The organism is Streptomyces sp. NH27 (assembly GCF_056859195.1).
The window spans coordinates 1-15,750 of sequence record NZ_JACEGK010000133.1; the positions used below are offsets into that span (position 1 = coordinate 1).

At 70.9% G+C, this 15,750-nt stretch carries 15 protein-coding genes; 8 read left to right on the forward strand and 7 right to left on the reverse strand.

The genetic code is table 11. The features are described from left to right. A partial coding sequence (locus AC13HU_RS13615; RefSeq protein WP_483042092.1) for a saccharopine dehydrogenase family protein occupies positions 1–1,089 on the reverse strand: 1,089 nt, incomplete at its 3' end. A gap of 237 nt (positions 1,090–1,326) precedes the next feature. On the opposite strand from AC13HU_RS13615, the gene AC13HU_RS13620 reads away from it, so the two are divergent. The 4 genes from AC13HU_RS13620 (at position 1,327) to AC13HU_RS13635 (ending at position 5,434) form a co-directional block, all read left to right on the forward strand. Continuing rightward, positions 1,327–2,280: a LysR family transcriptional regulator gene (locus AC13HU_RS13620; protein ID WP_483042093.1), complete on the forward strand. Its 954-nt coding sequence runs from the start codon at positions 1,327–1,329 to the stop codon at positions 2,278–2,280. Between the two features lie 251 nt (positions 2,281–2,531). Next, entirely contained in the window at positions 2,532–3,110 is a 579-nt protein-coding gene (locus AC13HU_RS13625; RefSeq protein WP_483042104.1) for a carboxymuconolactone decarboxylase family protein, read from the forward strand. Then, complete coding sequence (locus tag AC13HU_RS13630; RefSeq protein WP_483042094.1) at positions 3,107–3,973, forward strand: RNA polymerase sigma-70 factor; 867 nt, start codon at positions 3,107–3,109, stop codon at positions 3,971–3,973. The genes AC13HU_RS13625 and AC13HU_RS13630 overlap by 4 nt, the downstream gene beginning before the upstream one ends. Positions 3,974–4,126: 153 nt before the next feature. Beyond that, positions 4,127–5,434, forward strand: a complete 1,308-nt coding sequence (locus AC13HU_RS13635; protein WP_483042095.1) for an MFS transporter — start codon at positions 4,127–4,129, stop codon at positions 5,432–5,434. A 57-nt stretch (positions 5,435–5,491) separates the two neighbouring features. On the opposite strand, the gene AC13HU_RS13640 is transcribed toward AC13HU_RS13635, so the two are convergent. The 6 genes from AC13HU_RS13640 to AC13HU_RS13665 all read right to left on the reverse strand — a co-directional run bounded on the left by AC13HU_RS13640 (position 5,492) and on the right by AC13HU_RS13665 (position 12,480). Further along, positions 5,492–6,361: an alpha/beta fold hydrolase gene (locus tag AC13HU_RS13640; RefSeq protein ID WP_483042096.1), complete on the reverse strand. Its 870-nt coding sequence runs from the start codon at positions 6,359–6,361 to the stop codon at positions 5,492–5,494. A 438-nt stretch (positions 6,362–6,799) separates the two neighbouring features. Then, complete coding sequence (locus AC13HU_RS13645) at positions 6,800–7,780, reverse strand: TniQ family protein (protein WP_483042097.1); 981 nt, start codon at positions 7,778–7,780, stop codon at positions 6,800–6,802. A gap of 3 nt (positions 7,781–7,783) precedes the next feature. Beyond that, positions 7,784–8,812: an AAA family ATPase gene (locus tag AC13HU_RS13650; protein WP_483042105.1), complete on the reverse strand. Its 1,029-nt coding sequence runs from the start codon at positions 8,810–8,812 to the stop codon at positions 7,784–7,786. Further along, positions 8,788–10,830 (reverse strand): transposase, encoded by a 2,043-nt coding sequence (locus AC13HU_RS13655; RefSeq protein WP_483042098.1) that lies wholly within the window; start codon positions 10,828–10,830, stop codon positions 8,788–8,790. The genes AC13HU_RS13650 and AC13HU_RS13655 overlap by 25 nt, the downstream gene beginning before the upstream one ends. A 50-nt stretch (positions 10,831–10,880) precedes the next feature. Beyond that, the gene (locus tag AC13HU_RS13660) at positions 10,881–11,594 is read right to left on the reverse strand and encodes a TnsA-like heteromeric transposase endonuclease subunit (protein WP_483042099.1); all 714 of its coding nucleotides are present in this window, start codon (positions 11,592–11,594) and stop codon (positions 10,881–10,883) included. Between the two features lie 193 nt (positions 11,595–11,787). Beyond that, positions 11,788–12,480: a TetR/AcrR family transcriptional regulator gene (locus AC13HU_RS13665; protein ID WP_483042100.1), complete on the reverse strand. Its 693-nt coding sequence runs from the start codon at positions 12,478–12,480 to the stop codon at positions 11,788–11,790. Positions 12,481–12,533: 53 nt separating this feature from the next. On the opposite strand from AC13HU_RS13665, the gene AC13HU_RS13670 reads away from it, so the two are divergent. From AC13HU_RS13670 to AC13HU_RS13685, 4 genes are all read left to right on the forward strand, one after another. Then, positions 12,534–13,652, forward strand: a complete 1,119-nt coding sequence (locus tag AC13HU_RS13670; RefSeq protein ID WP_483042101.1) for an FAD-dependent oxidoreductase — start codon at positions 12,534–12,536, stop codon at positions 13,650–13,652. 371 nt (positions 13,653–14,023) lie between these two features. Then, the gene (locus AC13HU_RS13675) at positions 14,024–14,479 is read left to right on the forward strand and encodes a helix-turn-helix domain-containing protein (protein WP_483042102.1); all 456 of its coding nucleotides are present in this window, start codon (positions 14,024–14,026) and stop codon (positions 14,477–14,479) included. Positions 14,480–14,617: 138 nt separating this feature from the next. Next, positions 14,618–15,238: a hypothetical protein gene (locus AC13HU_RS13680; protein WP_483042103.1), complete on the forward strand. Its 621-nt coding sequence runs from the start codon at positions 14,618–14,620 to the stop codon at positions 15,236–15,238. Between the two features lie 134 nt (positions 15,239–15,372). Next, positions 15,373–15,750 (forward strand): DUF2516 family protein (locus AC13HU_RS13685; RefSeq protein WP_483042106.1); only part of this gene is annotated, 378 nt, incomplete at its 3' end.

Below are 15,750 nucleotides of genomic sequence, written 5' to 3' on the forward strand. Positions count from 1 at the left end.
CCCCATGCCGCCGCCCGCCCGCAGCCACCCCTCGCGGGTGCGGCCGTCGGTGTCCTCGACCACGGCCCGCGCCCACGAGAACTTCCGGTCCAACCTGCCCGCTCCGACCCGGATCCGCGCGAAGCGGCGCTTCACCGCATTGCCGAGCGATCGGCGCGCCAGCAGTACGGCCGCCGCCGGCAGCACCGCGCGGATTGCCCGCCCGGCCGGCATCGCGCCCGACGCGGCGACGACGAAGGGCGCCCCGCTGGCGCGGTGGGCGGCCTCCAGTTCGCCGGACGGGCCGCCGGCGCTGTGGGCGGCCGAGCCGTCGGGCAGGGTGAACCGTTCGAAGTCGCCGCCGAGCCGGGCGGACACGAGCCGGCCCTGCTCGTAGCGGCGCCCGCCGACCGAGATCGCGTCGATGATGCTCGCCGCCAGCGCGGGGCCGATCGGGCCGGGCTCGTCCTCGATCGCCGACAGCGCGTCGACCCGCACCCGCGCGGGCGCGGGCCGACCGGCGCACAGCTTCAGCACGACGCTCTCGGTGGCGAGTACGCCGAAGCCGACGCCGGTCACCAGGCATCGGCCGTCTGTCGCGGCCTCGTCGTGCAACCCGAGCAGCCCGGTGACCGCGAAGAGTTCGTTGGCGAGGTCGAGGTAGTGGGTGCCCGGCGGGCATGCGCGGGCGATCGGCAACGCCGTCTCGGTGAAGGGACCGATCGTGTTGACGACCACGGCGGGGGCGGCCGCCGCGAGCTGTGCGGCGATGGCAGCGACGGTGTCGGCGGTGCCGTTGGCATGGCCAACGCGAGCGCCACTTGTGCCATTGGTACGGGCTGCACCATTGGCGCCTGCCGTGCCATTGGCACCGACGGATCCATGGGTGCCGGCTGGGCCATTGGCGTCATTCGTACCGCCGGACCCGGTAGTTCCGGCGGCCGAGCCGATCACCACGGTCCGCGCGGCCCCACCGATCGTCCCGGCCAGCTCGCGCAGCCGCGCGGCGTCGCGTCCCACCAGAACCAGCGGGGCGTCACCCGCCGCCAGGCGGGCGGCGATCGCGCGACCGGTCCGGCCGGTCGCTCCCAGAATCCAGATCTCGTTCAACGTTTCCGCTCGTTCCGCTCGTTCGGGTCACTCTGGTCGCGTTGGTACGGACAGGGCCGTCCGCGGTGCGTCCGGGACGGCCGTACGGCGGTGCCCGGCCCATGCTGCTAGCTTGCGGGCGCGCGGCGCCGTGGGTCCGATGAGTGTTCCGGAACGCGCATCCCGATATCCGCATCACCACAGCTCACCTGGCCCATGGGCGGCGAACCGGCCGAGTGCGGCCGCTACGCTGACCTCATGACGGACCTGTCGGCGCCCCGCGAGGACCTCGACCTGCGGCTCGTGCGCTCCTTCGCCGCTGTCGCCGAGTACCGGCACTTCGGACGGGCCGCCGCGGCGCTCCACCTCACCCAGTCGTCGCTGAGCCGGCAGATCAGCCGCCTTGAGGAGCAGGTCGGCGCCCGTCTGCTGGACCGCACCCCGCAGGGCAGCCGGCTCACCGGGGCCGGCGAGATCTTCCTCCCGCTCGCGACGGCGCTGCTGCGGTCCGCCGCCCAGGCTTCCGCGCGGGCCCGTGCCGCCGCCGAGCCCAGCCGTGTCACCGTCGGCTACATCGCGAACATCATCGTCACCCCGGCCGTGCGCGAGCTGCGCCGCAAGCACCCGGACGCCGACGTGCGCACCCTGCACCTGGCCTGGCACGAACCGCGCGAGGCGCTGCTCGACCACCGGGTGGACGCGGTGGTGGCCCGACTTCCGTTCGCCACCGGCCAGTTGCACGTGACGGTCCTCTACGACGAGCCGCGCGGCCTGCGGGTGCCGTACGACCACCGCCTGGCCGGGCGGGAATCGGTCACCCTCGACGACATCGCCGACGAGCCCATGCCGCGCGCCGCCGACCCGGCCTGGAACGCCTTCTGGCGGGTCGATCCCCGGCCCGACGGCAGTTCGGCGCCCGGCGGTCCCGTGGTGGACTCCGTCGAGGACAAGATCGAGCTGGTCGCCGCCGGGCAGGCCGTGGCGATCGTGCCGCTCGGCTCCGGCACGTTCGGCCCGCGCCCCGACCTCGCCGTGATCCCGCTGGAGGGTGTCGAGCCGAGCCATGTGGTGCTGGCCACCCGCGCCGGCGACCGCACCCGCCTGGTGACCTCCTTCCGCAAGCACGCCGAAGCCCTCCTCACCGGCCCGGGCGCGGCCCTCGCCCGACCCGGCCGCAGCCCCGGCCGCAGCCCCGGCCGGACCCCCGGCTGACGGCGGCGCCGGGCCCGTACGCTCGCCGGACGCCCGAGCTCTTCCACCTCGCCGCCCTCCGCACGTCGTCGTACGACACCTTCGCCGTCGACTGCCTCCAACGCGTCGAGTGACCGGCCGAGTCGGACCCGCTGTCCCGTGCGATGCCGGCCGCACAGGAACCGACGACCGTCACCAGCGCTGACGACTGTCACAACCGCGGTCCCGGCGGTGTCTTCATGTCGAACAGGCAGACGTCCAAGGAGGACACCATGGTGCTACGCGTGCCGAAGGCGGAAGTTCCCGCCGAACTCCGCGAGAAGATGATCGAGCAGCTCGGTGCCGTGCCGGAGCCCGTCGAGGTGACCTGGCACAGCCCGGCAATCGCACAGGACAACCTGGAGTTCGGGGGGAAGGTGGGGCGGTGGGACGCGGCCGACGCGAGCCTCAAGTCGTTCGCGCACATGGCCGTCGCGGCACAGGTCGGCTGTAGCTGGTGCCTCGACATCGGCTACTTCCAGGCGCAGAACCAGGATCTGGACCTGGCCAAGGCGAGCCAGGTGCCGCGCTGGCGCGAGGCGGACGTCTTCACGCCACTGGAGCGGGAGGTGCTGGAGTACGCGGAGGCCATGACGAACACGCCGCCGACCGTCACCGACGAGTTGTCCGCGCGCCTGCTGGAGCGGCTCGGCCCGGCGGCGATGGTCGAGCTCACCGTGGTCATCGCCTTCGCCAACCTCGCGACCAGGAGCAACTCGGCGCTCGGCATCGAGTCGCAGGGCTACTCCGCCGCGTGTGAAGTCCCGTTGGCCGCAGCCCCGCAGGCGTCCGGCGCCGTGTCGACGCGGTGACCACGGACCCGTTCGTCGCCCATCGCAGCCTGCTGTTCACCGTCGCCTACGAGATCCTCGGGTCGGCGGCCGACGCGGAGGACGTGCTCCAGGAGTCCTGGCTGCGGTGGGCCGGCGTCGACGCGGCGCAGGTGCGCGACCCGCGGGCCTACCTGGTCCGGCTCGTCGCGCGGCAGGCGCTCAACCGGCTGCGCACGCTGTCGCGCCGGCGTGAGGACTACGTCGGCGAGTGGCTGCCGGAACCCTTGCTGACCAGCCCTGACGTCGCCGACGACGTCGAACTCGCGGAGAGCGTCTCGATGGCGATGCTGACCGTGCTGGAGACGCTCGGGCCGACCGAGCGGGCGGTGTTCGTGCTCCGCGAGGTGTTCGAGCTGCCGTACGGCGAGATCGCCGACGCGGTCGGGAAGTCGGCGGCCGCGGTGCGGCAGATCGCGCGGCGGGCGCGCGAGCACGTGGCGGCTCGGCGGCCGCGGGTGCGGGTGAGCCGGTCGGAGCAGCAAGTCGTGGTGGAGCGGTTCATGGCCGCTTTGCGCACCGGGCAGTTGGGGGAGCTGATGGAGGTCATCGCGCCCGACGTGGTCATGATCGCCGACGGGGGCGGTCTCGCGGCCGCCGCGCGCGTGCCGGTGTACGGCGCCGAACGGGTCGCGGCGCTGCTCGCGCGTGCGAACCAGGTCGTGGCCGGGTTCGCGGCGGAGACCGTGTGGCTCAACGGCGCGCCGGCGGGCCGGATCGAGATCGACGGCGAGCCGACCGCGGTGAGCCTCGTGGTGGCGGACGGGCGGGTCACCCGGATCTATGTGGTGCGGAACCCGCGGAAGTTGACGCGGCTGGACGAACCGGCCGAACTCAGCAGGTAGCGGGCGTGGTTGGGGGGCGTGGTCCGGGCGGGGCGCCCCCCGGGCCCACGTTCCGGGTGCGTGCTCGTACCCGCGCGGGCGAACTCCTCGCGGTGCGTTGTGCGGAGTGCGGACTGGCCCTCGACCGACTTGAGGGCCCTACGGTCGGCGGCCATGGCCTCACTCGACACCACTGACCCGGTCGTCCCCCCACCCGCGCGGACGGCGCTTCCCCGGTCGTACCTGCTCTGGCTCGCGGGGACCCGGGCCTCGCTGGCCGGTGACGCGGCTCTCGCCTTCGCCCTGGGGTGGGCGGCCAGTGCGCACGGCGGCCGGACGGCCGCGCTGGTGCTGACCGCGATCACGCTGCCCCGGACCGTGTTCCTGCTGCTGGGCGGGGCGGTCGGGGACCGCTTCGGGGCGCGCCGGGTGATGATCGCCGGGGACGTGGTGATGCTCGCGGCCGTACTCGCTCTCGCCGCGGCGGGCCGTGCGTGGGGTACGCCGCCGGCGATGCTGCTCGGGTTCGCCGCGGTCGTCGGGACGGGGGACGCGTTCTACCTGCCCGCGACGGGGTCCATGCCGCGCCGCCTGGTGGGCAAGGAGCAACTGCCCCGGGCGCTGGCCGTCCGGCAGGCCGGCGGCCAGGTCGCCGCCCTGCTCGGGGCTCCGCTGGGGGCGGTGCTGGTCGCGGTGGCGGGCCTGAGCGGCACCGCACTGGTCGACGCGGCCACGTTCGCGGCGGTCCTCGCCGTCATGGCGTGGGTGCGGCCGGCCGCCGAGGCGCGACGGTCGCCGCGTCCGGAAGTCCCGGGCGGGGACCAGCGTCGGGAAGACCCGGGCCGGGAAGTCCCGCGTACGGAAGGCCTGTTCGCGGGGATCGTCGGCGGGGTGCGGCTGGCCGCGGCCGATTCCGTGCTGCGTCCCGCGCTGCTCCTGACGGCCGTGGCCGCCGCCGGAGTGCTCCCCGTGGTCGGCCTGCTCGCGCCGCTGCTGGCGCGGTCCGACGGCTGGGGGCCGGGTACGGCGGGCCTGGTCGCCGCCGGTCAGGGCGTCGGCGTACTCCTGGCCGCGCTGGTGGCCGCCCGCAGGGGACCGCTGCGGCGGATCGGCGCGGGCGCGGGCCTGGGGCTGCTGTCCGCGGCGCTGGGGGCCGCCGCGCTCGCGACCGTTCCGGCGTCCGCCCCGGCCGCCGCCGTCGCCGCGGCCGTCCTCGTCGGCACCGGCTCGGGCATGTTCGCCTGCCACCTGGGCCCCCTGGTCCTCGCGGGCGCCCCCGACACGCACCTGTCCCGCGTCCAGTCGCTCCTCGCACTCGTCCAGAGCCTCGCCCTGGTGGTCGGCAACAACGCCCTCGGCTGGCTCGCACACGCCTCCGGCCCCAGAGCCGCTATCGCCCTCTGCGCCACCCTCGCCTGCCTGGCCGGCCTCGCCGCCCTCACCACCCCACCCCTACGATCCCTGCGCCACGAAGGTCCGTAGCACCGGCGCGTCCACCGGTGCGTCCACGGGCGGAACCACGTCGGTCCGCCGGCGAACTCACCTTCCGTGGAGGGGGAGTTCGCGTGCAAGGAAGTCGCCGACCGCGGCGCGGAACGCGTGGGGCCGCTCCACCCAGGGGAGGTGGCCGGCGCCGTCGAGCAGTGTCCGGGAGACCCGGGGGAGGGCTCGCTCCAACGAGTCGAGCGCCCAGTCCGGCCGGATGTCCTCGGCGCCGTGCACGATCAGCACGGGCATCTCCAACTTCTGGCAGGCCGCGAGCAGTTCGGGTGTGCCCGAGGTGCGGCGGACGTCGGCGTTGACGGTCGCGTTGCAGGCGAAGTTGACGCCGAACCAGGGTGTGGCCGATTCCTCGGCCCGTTCCCGCGCCTTCTCCCGGTCGGCATAGTCGGCCGACCACTGCAGTACGCACCACTCCCGTTCCTCCGCCTCGGTGCGCTGCTCGCGGTCGCCGAGCGCCTCCCAACGGTCCAGGTCCGCACCGAGGTTGGCACGCAGGTTCCGCTGGTAGACCGGCAGCCAGGTGTCGCGGTCGTCGATCCCGCTGCCGGAGACGTAGACCAGCCTGCTCACCCGTTCGGGATGGTCCAGCGCGTACTGCAGGGCCAGTTGAGCGCCGTACGAATGGCCCAGGAGCGCCATCCGCTCCAGCCCGAAGTGGCGGCGGACGGCGTCCAGATCGGCCACCGACCGGGCGACCGAGTACGGCCCGCGCCGTTGCGACCGCCCGCATCCGCGTTGGTCCCAGCGGTACACGGTGGCACGATCCGTCAACAGCCCGGCCAGGTCGTCCAAGAAGTCCCACAGTCCGGGACCGCCGTGACAGAACACCACGGGATCCCCCGCGCCGCTCCGCGTCGCCCACAGCCGCGTCCCGTCCTCGGCCGGCACCGTCTCATCCGTACCCATCTGCCTCACGGTGCCAGCCGCCGCCATCGGTTGTCACGGCAGCCGTCGTCAGTCCGCGGGCTCCGCCTCGCCGAGTCAGGGGGCCGGATCTATCACGCGGTCCCGGAACTCCTGGAAGGCGTGCCAGCTCGAAGTCCCCTGCGGTGTCGTTCTCGAAGGGGCCGACGTCTCAGGTGCCCATTCCTTCTCCTGACTGTGGTGACAAGCAGGAATCCTGACAGCCGCCGCTGACAGCCCCCGCTTGGGACCAGACCAGGCTGTCCGTTCCCAGAAGATCTGAGTCGATGAGGTGCTCCTGATCTGCGCCTTGTCATTTCAGCTGGGACCCTTGGGAGCGTGGAGGACCCAGTGGATCTGAACAGCGGTGAGCCCGTTCGGGTGTGAGGTGGGGCAGTCCCAGTAGTTCTGTCCGGCCGAAGGGCTCTGGCCTGGGGCTTCTCAGTTCCACTGGGAATCATCTCGTAGGGCGTTGTGGTCCTCCGGGGACATCACCAGCATCAGCGACCTTCCCAATGAGTCGGTCCAGCGGAAGAGGGCGTCGTTGAAGAAGGTGCGTGAGTGGCGATTCTCGCGGAGAGAGGGGACGTTGAGCCGGTGCTCGGCTTCTGCGTAGGCGGCGTCGATCGTGCGCCGGTGCTGGCTGAGGTTCACCCATCGGCGGGGCGCCCGTCGTGCTCGCCAAGCAGGGTCGGCCACCATGCCGAGCATGGTGACGAACTCCGGGTAGGTGGCGATGTACTCCCGCTCGTCGACGCGTCGCCTGATGATGTTCTCGTAGGCGGCCTCCTTGGGAGGGAGCTGAGCGAGACGGTCGTTCCAGCGTGAGAGCAGGTGGGGCTGCTTCTTGTTCAGAAGCCAGGATCGGACCATGTGCTGCGCTTCCTTTGTCGCTGCTTCCAGGGTGTCGGGGAAGCGGCGAGCGATTCGCCGGTGCCTGTGTTGAGCGGTGAAAAGTTCTGGAAGGTGGCCGACACGGTATTGGCGGTTGCCGTCGAGCCAGATGCCGTGCCGACGGCAGAGCTGGAGGTCGGCGGGGCGATGCGCGAGGACTGGTCCGGTGATTCCACGGCGGTGCATGCAGTGTGAGCACGCGACGTAGAGACGCCGCCGGTAGCGGATCACCTCGCCTCCGGTACGCGCCTCAATCCGGGAGATCGCTGGCAGCAGCATCCGAAGGGTCTCGGGAGCGAGACCCGTCAGGAGTGCCAGCCGCGGCAGAACCATCGGAGTCCAGCGCCATAACGTGTCCGTCCGCTTGCCGATCAGCGCGTTCTTGAACGGCGTCAAGGTTTTCGCCAGTTGGCCCGACGTCACGTGGTTGGCGGCGGCGAGGCGGTGCAAATACCAGCCGAAGACCTCCCCGTGGACAGGCGGCAGAGGAGGTGGCAGGAGCCGGACCGGGGCTTCCCAGGGTTCCATCACTCAGGCCGCCTTCGGCCTGCGGGCGTACTTGGCGCGGGGGCGATCGGGCCGGGATTTCTGGACGGCGTGGTCGAGCTCGATCTCGTCAAGCATGCGCTTGGTGATCTTTTCTGCGCCGGTGTCGATGGCGTCGACCGCGGCTTCTCGGATGAACTGGGAAAGACTGCCGATCAGCCCGCCGGTGCGCTCGTGGAGGTAATCGGTCATGGCGGCCAAGGTGCCAGGACGATGGGCGTGTAGTCGCAGGGAGTCCTCCATGGTGACCACCAGGGCCTGCCAGCTCTCCTTGTCCGCGCGGTTCTTGTGGCCGAAGGGCCGGGAGGGGATGACCGTGTAACGGCCGGCGATCTGCTGTCCGCGAGTGCCCTGGAACAGGCTGCTGGTCTCGACGTCAAGACCAGCAAGCACGAAAGTGGCCGCAATCCGTTCCGAGAGGTACTTCAGCTGATCGGATGCCTCGGCTCCGTTGCGGGTGGTCAGGTCGAGGTTGTGGATCTCGTCGACCAGGACGGGCGTGGTGCCGAGCCTGCCGAGCAGGTCACAGACGGCGTTGGTGATCTGGACCTGGCTCATGCGGTGCTCCAGCGGGACACCAAGGAATCGGGCGAACTCGCCCGCGAGCATCTTCGGGGTAGCCGCCGGGGGAACGGTGACGAAGACGACCGGCAGTCCGCCGACGGCGGCGGGGTTGCGCCGCCGGGTGATCTGTTCGACGTTCTTGCCCAGCTGGGTGATTGCTGTGGTCTTGCCGGTGCCGGCCGAGCCGGACACGATCAGGCCGCGACGGGCGGATACTTGGTGCCGGTTGAGCACGATGCGTGTGCGGCCCGTGGTGACGACACCACGGATCGTGGGAGTGTTCACGATGACGGATCGTGTGTGGTAGTCGATCCGGGATTCCCTGTAGGACTCCAGTTCGTCCTCGTCCAGGTCGGTGCCGGACGGGAGGGACGGCGGAGGTTCCGGGTTCTCGTCGACGAACGCCCGCCAGCCTTCCTTCGTGGTCAGCGACGCCTGCGGGTTGGCGATGTCCTGTGGCGGCGCCTGACTCCCAGGCGGCTCCCGTCGGTGAAGGCGTCGAAGACGCCGAAGGGAATGACGTTCGGCGGCTGTTCCAGGACGGTGGTCTCGTCCTCGACGTCTTCCGGAGCAGGTGCCTGCGGCAGCGCGGCGACGGGCCGAGCGGGTTCCAGGGCGGAGCGGGTGCGGGCCGCGATCCGGCGGTCCGGGCCGCTTTCCGCCCGGGTCAGCAACTGGTCTACTGCGGCGGCGACGGCGGCCTGGTCGGTGTCGTCCCGGCCCCGCGTCGCGAGCAGGTCCCGGGCTCGGCGCCAGGTGAAGTCGGCGAACGGCGCGGATACCAGGTGCCGGTGTGTCCACGGAACGGTGATCCACTTTCCGGTGCGCGCGTCGCGTACCCAGACCTGGGACAGGTCGTAGGGGTCGTAGTGGACTTCCCAGAGCCCGCCTTTGGCGGTCACTCCTGAGGAGCGGCGCCGTAGCGGGTTCAGTCCGGGGCAGTTGTAGGTGCGGTGGTCGATGCGGATGCCGTAGTCGTTGACCGACCGCCAGAGTGCTGGCAGCAGCTCCAGGTAGTCGGGGCCGCTCAGCGGCATCGGCAGGTAGCCGGTGCGGGAGACCAGTAGGGCATATGCGTCGTTGGGAGACATCGGTCGGCCCGGTAGGAACGGGCTGCGCAGTCCTTCGTGTGGCCGCTGCTGCCAGCAGGCCACGATCCACTCCTGCAACAGGTCGTCCAGTTCCGCGAGCGTCCAGACGGCCTCGACCTCGGCCCCCCGGCGGGTCGTGTTCGAACCGGTGTAGCCAGGGATGTGCTGGCAGAACAGTGTGTTGATCGAGGAAAACGTCCGCTCGACGATTCCCTTGTCCGTCGGGGTCGCCGGGCGGGACGGCTGTACGGAGATGCCCAGCGACCGGCAGGCGGTCAGGAAGGTGTCGGAGACGAACACCTTGCCGTGATCGATGCCGATCGTCTCCGGCACGATCACCGGCTTGGCGGCCGCCTGCTCCAAGCGGGCGTCGATGTCCAGCAGCCTTCGGTGGGGGATCAGCGTCGCCGACATCGCCAGCGCGTCCGACCAGCCGGGCCGCAACGGCTCCGGGACCAACATCTTGGCCAGCAGCAGCGCGGCGTCCACGGCTTTGGTTCCTGCCGGTCGCAGCACCGCAGCGCAGATCGACCTCGTTGCCACGTCGACGGCGATCGTGAGCTCCGGGCGTCCGCTCACCCCGTCCTCCAGGACCACCAGCACGTCCAGCGGTGTCGTGTCGATCTGCACCATCTCGCCGGGGCGGCAGGCCGAGGAAGGGGTGAACGCTCCTGGCGGGCGGCGAGCCGCCGACCTGCGGGACGTGGCCTCACCGAAGGCGTGAGTACCCTCGCTCACCGCCTCGACGAGCCGGTAGAACGCCGACTTCGACGGCATCGCCACTGTGCCCGGCCCATGCCGTTCCGCCAGCAGCGCCTCCACCCGCCGACGCAGCCGGCCGCGGGTGCCAGTGGACTCGTTCGTTGTCGCGGCCAGGATCTCCGTGATGGCGGACACCACCCGGTCATCGGCCCTTCCCGTCGGTGAGGACAGACGAGTCGCACGGTGATCGACCAGGCCCCACAGACCCTGCTCGCGGTAGCGCCTGCGCATCCGCTGAACGGTCCCCACACTCGCCTGCCAACCGATAGCCCGCAGTTCCGCCGCCTTGGCCGCCACCCGCTCCTCCACCGTGTGACGGGCCGGGTCGTATTCCGGACGAGGCAGGGCTGTGGGATCGGCATCCAGCGGCTTGCCGAACTCCACCTCGGTTACGTGCTGTTCCCAGGCCGCCGCTTTCTCGGCCTCCCGCTCCGGCACGATGTCCAAGAGCGCGAACGGTGGCATGCGGCCCTGAACGGTTTCCTGGCCGATGAGCTCAAAGCCTTCCGAGACCAGTAGATGCGACAGCAACACCAGGCTCGCCGACCCGGCTTCGTCGAGGAGCCGCACGGTCGTCCCGGACAGGCCCACGACCGTGTGCAGCCGGTCGTCCATGCGCACCCGATCCCCGACCCTCAACGCTGCCCGTGCCCCTGGGTGCCCGCTCACCGGGCCTCCGCACGTGACACCCGCGTGGCATCCGACAGGGGGTGCGACAGATCCGCTGCCAGCCGTCCCAGCCAGATCAGATGGAACACGGTCGGCAACACCGCGATCGGATCACCGAGCAGCGCAGCCTGTGCCACCAGCGGCGACGGTATCGAGAACAGGGCCAGCGACCGGGCCGCGAGCCCCTCATCGGCCCCATACCGTGGATGCCGGTATCCCGCCAGCCAGCGGACGTTCACCATCCGCACCGGATCCACCTCGCCGACGACGCGGTATCCCCACCCCGCCGCCTCACAAGCCGCCCGTGTCGCCGCGAACTTGGCCGCCGACCGTGCGTCGATCCGGTCCAGGGGCCGGCAGTCCACCACCAGCCCCCGCCCGTCCTCGAACCGAGCGAAGTAGTCCGGAGCGTGCGAGACCCGCTTGCCCCGATCGTCCTCCCAGAACAGCCACAACGGCTGCGACAGCAGCCCCGTCACCTCCGGTGTGAAGTCGAGCAGCATCGCGTGATCCCGCTCCAGCCAGGACTCGAACCCCACGTGCCCACTGGTCGTCGACGACCAGTACAACCCAGGGAAATGCCGCTGCCCGCGATATGACGGGAAGCTGCGGACCGGCCGCCCGGCCTCGAACGGCACCGAGACCACATCCGCCAACGGCAGCCGATGTTCACCATGGTCGTCCCGCCAGCCGACCTCGAAGCCGTTCACTTGTGACGGCTTCGTCCCCTCCAGTACACCGAGGCCCATGTATGCCACTTTGCAGACCTGCAGGGACTGGGCAGCTTGAATAGGGCCAAACCCCTCGTCCGAGTGATTGCACAGTCCGCCGCGATCCCCCGGCGCTGGGTCGTGACTCTTAACTGCTGAGGCGATGCGAGGGGCCTTCGGCAAGAGCTGAGCGTCACGCCGGCGGCCGGGCGAGTTTGGTGGCCACGGCGTCGAGGACCCAATCCAGGCCGGTTGCGAAGGATGTCTCGGCGTCCACGTCCGTGCCGTCGTACACGGCCTTGGCCAACGCCGGGAAGCGGCCGGTGGCCAGCATGCTCGTCATGTGGGGGCCGTGGGCGCGCTGCCAGTCGTGCTTGGACAGGCCCGTGGCGTGCTCGGCCCGCAGGTGCGCGGTCTCGCGCCTGATCGCGCCGATGAAGTAGGAGCTGACCGTCTCCACGGCGCGCATGACGGTGTCGACGTCGGCGAGGCTGTCGAAGGCAGACAGCGTGGCCTCGGCCACGGCGAGGCTGTTCGGACCCATGGCCGGGCGACCGCCGAGCAGGTCGGCCAGCCATGTGTGGCGGAGAGCGGCCTGCCTGGTGTGCTGGGCGAGGACGCGCAGCGCCTCCCGCCAGTCACCGGGCTGTTCCTCGGGGAGGATCTCGGCCTGAACCTCGTCCACCATGAGGTCGAACAGCTCCTCCTTGCTGGAGATGTATCTGTACAGCCGCATCGGGCCCGCGTCCAGGCGGGCGGCCACCTTGCGTACCGACACCGCCTCCAGCCCGCCCTCGTCGGCCAGTGCGATGGCGGCGGCGACGATCCGCTCCCGGTCGAGTGGCACGGGGCGAGACGGCGGTTCCGGCCGGTCCCAGACAGTCATGCTCACACCGTACCGTTGCGCTGCACCGTATACGAGCAATACGGTGTATCGCTATGAGACACCGCATCGCAGTGGTCGGGAGCGGTCCTGCCGGCCTTACCTTCGCCCGCGTCCTGCACCGTCATGGTCACCCGGTCACCGTCCTCGAACGCGATCCCGCCCGGGAAGCCCGCCCCCCGGGCGGCATCCTGGACCTGCACGAAGGGCTGGGCCAGCTCGCGCTGGACAAGGCGGGGCTACTGGCGGAGTTCCAGGCGCTGTCCCGTCCCGAGGGGCAGGCCATGCGCATCCTGGGCACGGACGGGACCGTCCTGCGCGACTGGCGACCCCGTCCGGACGACCGGGCCCATCCCGAGATCGACCGGGGGCAACTCCGTGATCTGCTGCTCGGCCCTCTCGACGTCCGGTGGGGCCGGGGCGTGACGCAGGTGGTGCCAGGGACCCGGGACGGCGTACTGGTCCATTGCGCGGACGGGCGGCAGGAGACGTTCGACCTGGTGATCGGCGCGGACGGTGCCTGGTCCCGGGTCCGCCCGGCGGTCTCGTCGGCGACGCCGCACTACACCGGGGTCACCTATGTCGAGACCTCCCTCGACGACGTCGACACCCGCCATCCCGACCTCGCCCGGCTGGTCGGCGACGGTTCCGTGGCGGTGTACGGCGTGAACCGGGCTCTCGTCGCCCAGCGCAACAGCGGCGGCCACGTCAAGGTGTACGCCCAGTTCCGCGCCCCTCTGGACTGGCACGCGAACTTGGACCTGGCCGACGTCGAGGCCGTGCGATCGAGTCTGCTGGCTCTGTTCGACGGCTGGGCCGCTCCTGTCCTCGACCTCCTCCGCCACGGCACCGCCTTCGTCCACCGCCCCCTCCACGTCCTGCCCGTGTCTCACACCTGGACCCACGTTCCCGGGGTGACGCTCCTGGGCGACGCCGCCCACCTGATGCCCCCCTTGGGGGCGGGTGCGAACCTCGCGATGCTGGAAGGCGCCGAACTCGCCGAGTCCATCGCCGCCGGCCCTGAGGATCTGGACGAGACCGTCCGCGCCTTCGAGAAACAGATGTGGGCACGGGCCGGCAGGTGGGCGAAGATCACGACGGCCGGTCTGGAACGCCTCGTGAGTCCGGACCCCGCCGAAGCCCTAGCCCTCTTCGACGAAGTCCAGCCATCCTGACTGCCAAGCGCGAGAGCACCAGCATCAGCAGCTCGCCGTGGCTTCACGAGACAGCACGGCACCGCCGCAGCCCTTCCGGCAAAACCACCGCTAGGCGAACGCACGGACGCCTGCACCGAACGCAGCCCTCAGTTCGCTACCGCCAAGAAGCCGGTTCGATCCTCCTCGCGGGCCGATGGGGCAGCTCGCTGCGCAGGTTGTCCGGGACTCGTTCACTTCACACCGCAGACCCGGCGGGAAGCTGCAGATATACCGGGAACGGACACCTATCGTGCTCAGTCACACTCAGTCACACTCAGTCACGCGGGGGAGGGGAAACAGTTGCAAGCGGGTTGCTTGCAAAAGTTAGCTGGGTGGGGCACGCTGGGGTTATGGGTGCGTTGAAGGTGGGCGAGCTTGGGGAGTTCCTGCGGGAGCAGCGGCGCAGTGCGCAGTTGAGCCTGCGGCAGCTCGCTGATGCCGCGGGGGTGTCGAACCCCTATTTGAGTCAGATCGAGCGCGGGCTGCGGAAGCCGAGCGCGGAGATCTTGCAGCAGCTGGCGAAGGCGCTGCGGATATCGGCGGAGACCCTGTACGTGCAGGCGGGGATGCTCGACGCGCGGGAGCGGGACGAGCTGGAGGTACCGGCGGCGATCCTGGCCGACCCGTCGATCAACGAGCGGCAGAAGCAGGTCCTGATCCAGATCTACGAGTCCTTCCGCAAGGAGAACGCCGCGGCGCCGGACGGGGCGGACGGCACGGGCGCCGCGTGGGAAGCGGGGCGGGATGCGGCGGCCGCTTCGGTGGTGGCGAGCCGGGCGGCGAGAGCGAGCGGCGAAGAGGCATAGCGGGAGCGCCGCAGGACGCGGCACGCAGGACCCGGCAGGACCCGGAAGGACCCGGAAGGACCAGGGCGGGCAACCGTCGAGCGAGCGACGAAGAGCGACGAAGCAAGCGACGAAGTACGGAAGAAGAGGACGAGAGCAATGACGATCACCGATGACATCGTGAAGGGTCTGCGCAACCCGACCCCGCTGTACGCGGTCGCGGGCACCGCGGACCTGGCCGCGGAGAAGCTGCGGGAGGTGCCGGGGCTGCTGGAGAAGCTGCGCGAGCAGGCGCCGGAGCGGTTCGAGAAGCTGCGGGCGACGGACCCGAAGGACGTGCAGCAGCGCGTCACCGAGGGAGCGAAGGACGCCCAGAGCAAGCTCAACGAGACGTTCTCCGACCTGGACCTGAAGGAGCTGCGGCCGGACTTCCGCAGGATCGGCGAGTCCGTGCAGGGCCTCGCGCTCCAGAGCGTCGGCCGCGCCGCCGAGTACGCGGTGCGCACCCGCGAGACGTATGACGAACTGGCCGAGCGCGGCAAGGGCGCCGTGGCGAAGTGGCGCGGCGAGCCGGCCGATCAGGTGGCGGACTTCCCGGCTGTGGAGCCCAAGTCCAAGCCCGGCTCCGCGTCCGGCCCGTCCGGTCCGGCGGCCGCCGCCAAGCCGAAGCCGAAGCCGGCGCCCGCGAAGGCAGAGACGGAGACGCAGACACCCAAGCCCGCCGCCCCGAAGAAGTCGGCCACCCAGCGCCGTACCACCCCGAGGAAGCCGGCGGAGTAGCCCGCCGCCTCCGGGGTGGCCGACCGAGGCGAAGGCCGACCGATGGACCGGGCACCGGATGCGCGCTCGGTCCGTTAGGTGGGTAGGACCGGTACGGTGGCAATGACCAGACAGTGACTGAGGCGGTGGACGACTTGCTGATCACAGCGTTCTTTTCGGTGTTCGGCCTGATCTCGTTGGCGCTTTTCCTCTTCGCGCTCTTCGCGTTCATCGACGCGGCGATCCGTCGTGAGGACGCCTATCGGGCGGCGGACAAGAACACCAAGGCGTTCTGGCTGATCATCCTCGGCATCGCGGCCGCGGTGATGAAGCTGTTCAGCATCATGTCGTTCCTGCCGGTCATCGGCCTGATCGCCGTGATCGTGTACATGGTCGACGTCCGCCCGGCGGTCCGCGCCGTCAGCGGTCGCGGGCGTGGCGCAGGTGGTGGCGGTGGCAGTGGCCGCTTCGGTCGCCGCGGCGGTGGCAGTAGCAGGGGCGGCAGCAGCAGCGACGGCCCGTACGGCCCGTAC

What these genes read in the sequence shown, in the direction of transcription:
- AC13HU_RS13620 (WP_483042093.1), top strand. Translation starts at nt 1,327, where the DNA reads ATGACGGACCTGTCGGCGCCCCGCGAGGACCTCGACCTGCGGCTCGTG.
- AC13HU_RS13625 (WP_483042104.1), top strand. Translation starts at nt 2,532, where the DNA reads ATGGTGCTACGCGTGCCGAAGGCGGAAGTTCCCGCCGAACTCCGCGAG.
- AC13HU_RS13635 (WP_483042095.1), top strand. Translation starts at nt 4,127, where the DNA reads ATGGCCTCACTCGACACCACTGACCCGGTCGTCCCCCCACCCGCGCGG.
- AC13HU_RS13640 (WP_483042096.1), bottom strand. Translation starts at nt 6,361, where the DNA reads ATGGGTACGGATGAGACGGTGCCGGCCGAGGACGGGACGCGGCTGTGG.
- AC13HU_RS13645 (WP_483042097.1), bottom strand. Translation starts at nt 7,780, where the DNA reads ATGGAACCCTGGGAAGCCCCGGTCCGGCTCCTGCCACCTCCTCTGCCG.
- AC13HU_RS13655 (WP_483042098.1), bottom strand. Translation starts at nt 10,830, where the DNA reads ATGGACGACCGGCTGCACACGGTCGTGGGCCTGTCCGGGACGACCGTG.
- AC13HU_RS13665 (WP_483042100.1), bottom strand. Translation starts at nt 12,480, where the DNA reads ATGACTGTCTGGGACCGGCCGGAACCGCCGTCTCGCCCCGTGCCACTC.
- AC13HU_RS13670 (WP_483042101.1), top strand. Translation starts at nt 12,534, where the DNA reads ATGAGACACCGCATCGCAGTGGTCGGGAGCGGTCCTGCCGGCCTTACC.
- AC13HU_RS13675 (WP_483042102.1), top strand. Translation starts at nt 14,024, where the DNA reads ATGGGTGCGTTGAAGGTGGGCGAGCTTGGGGAGTTCCTGCGGGAGCAG.
- AC13HU_RS13680 (WP_483042103.1), top strand. Translation starts at nt 14,618, where the DNA reads ATGACGATCACCGATGACATCGTGAAGGGTCTGCGCAACCCGACCCCG.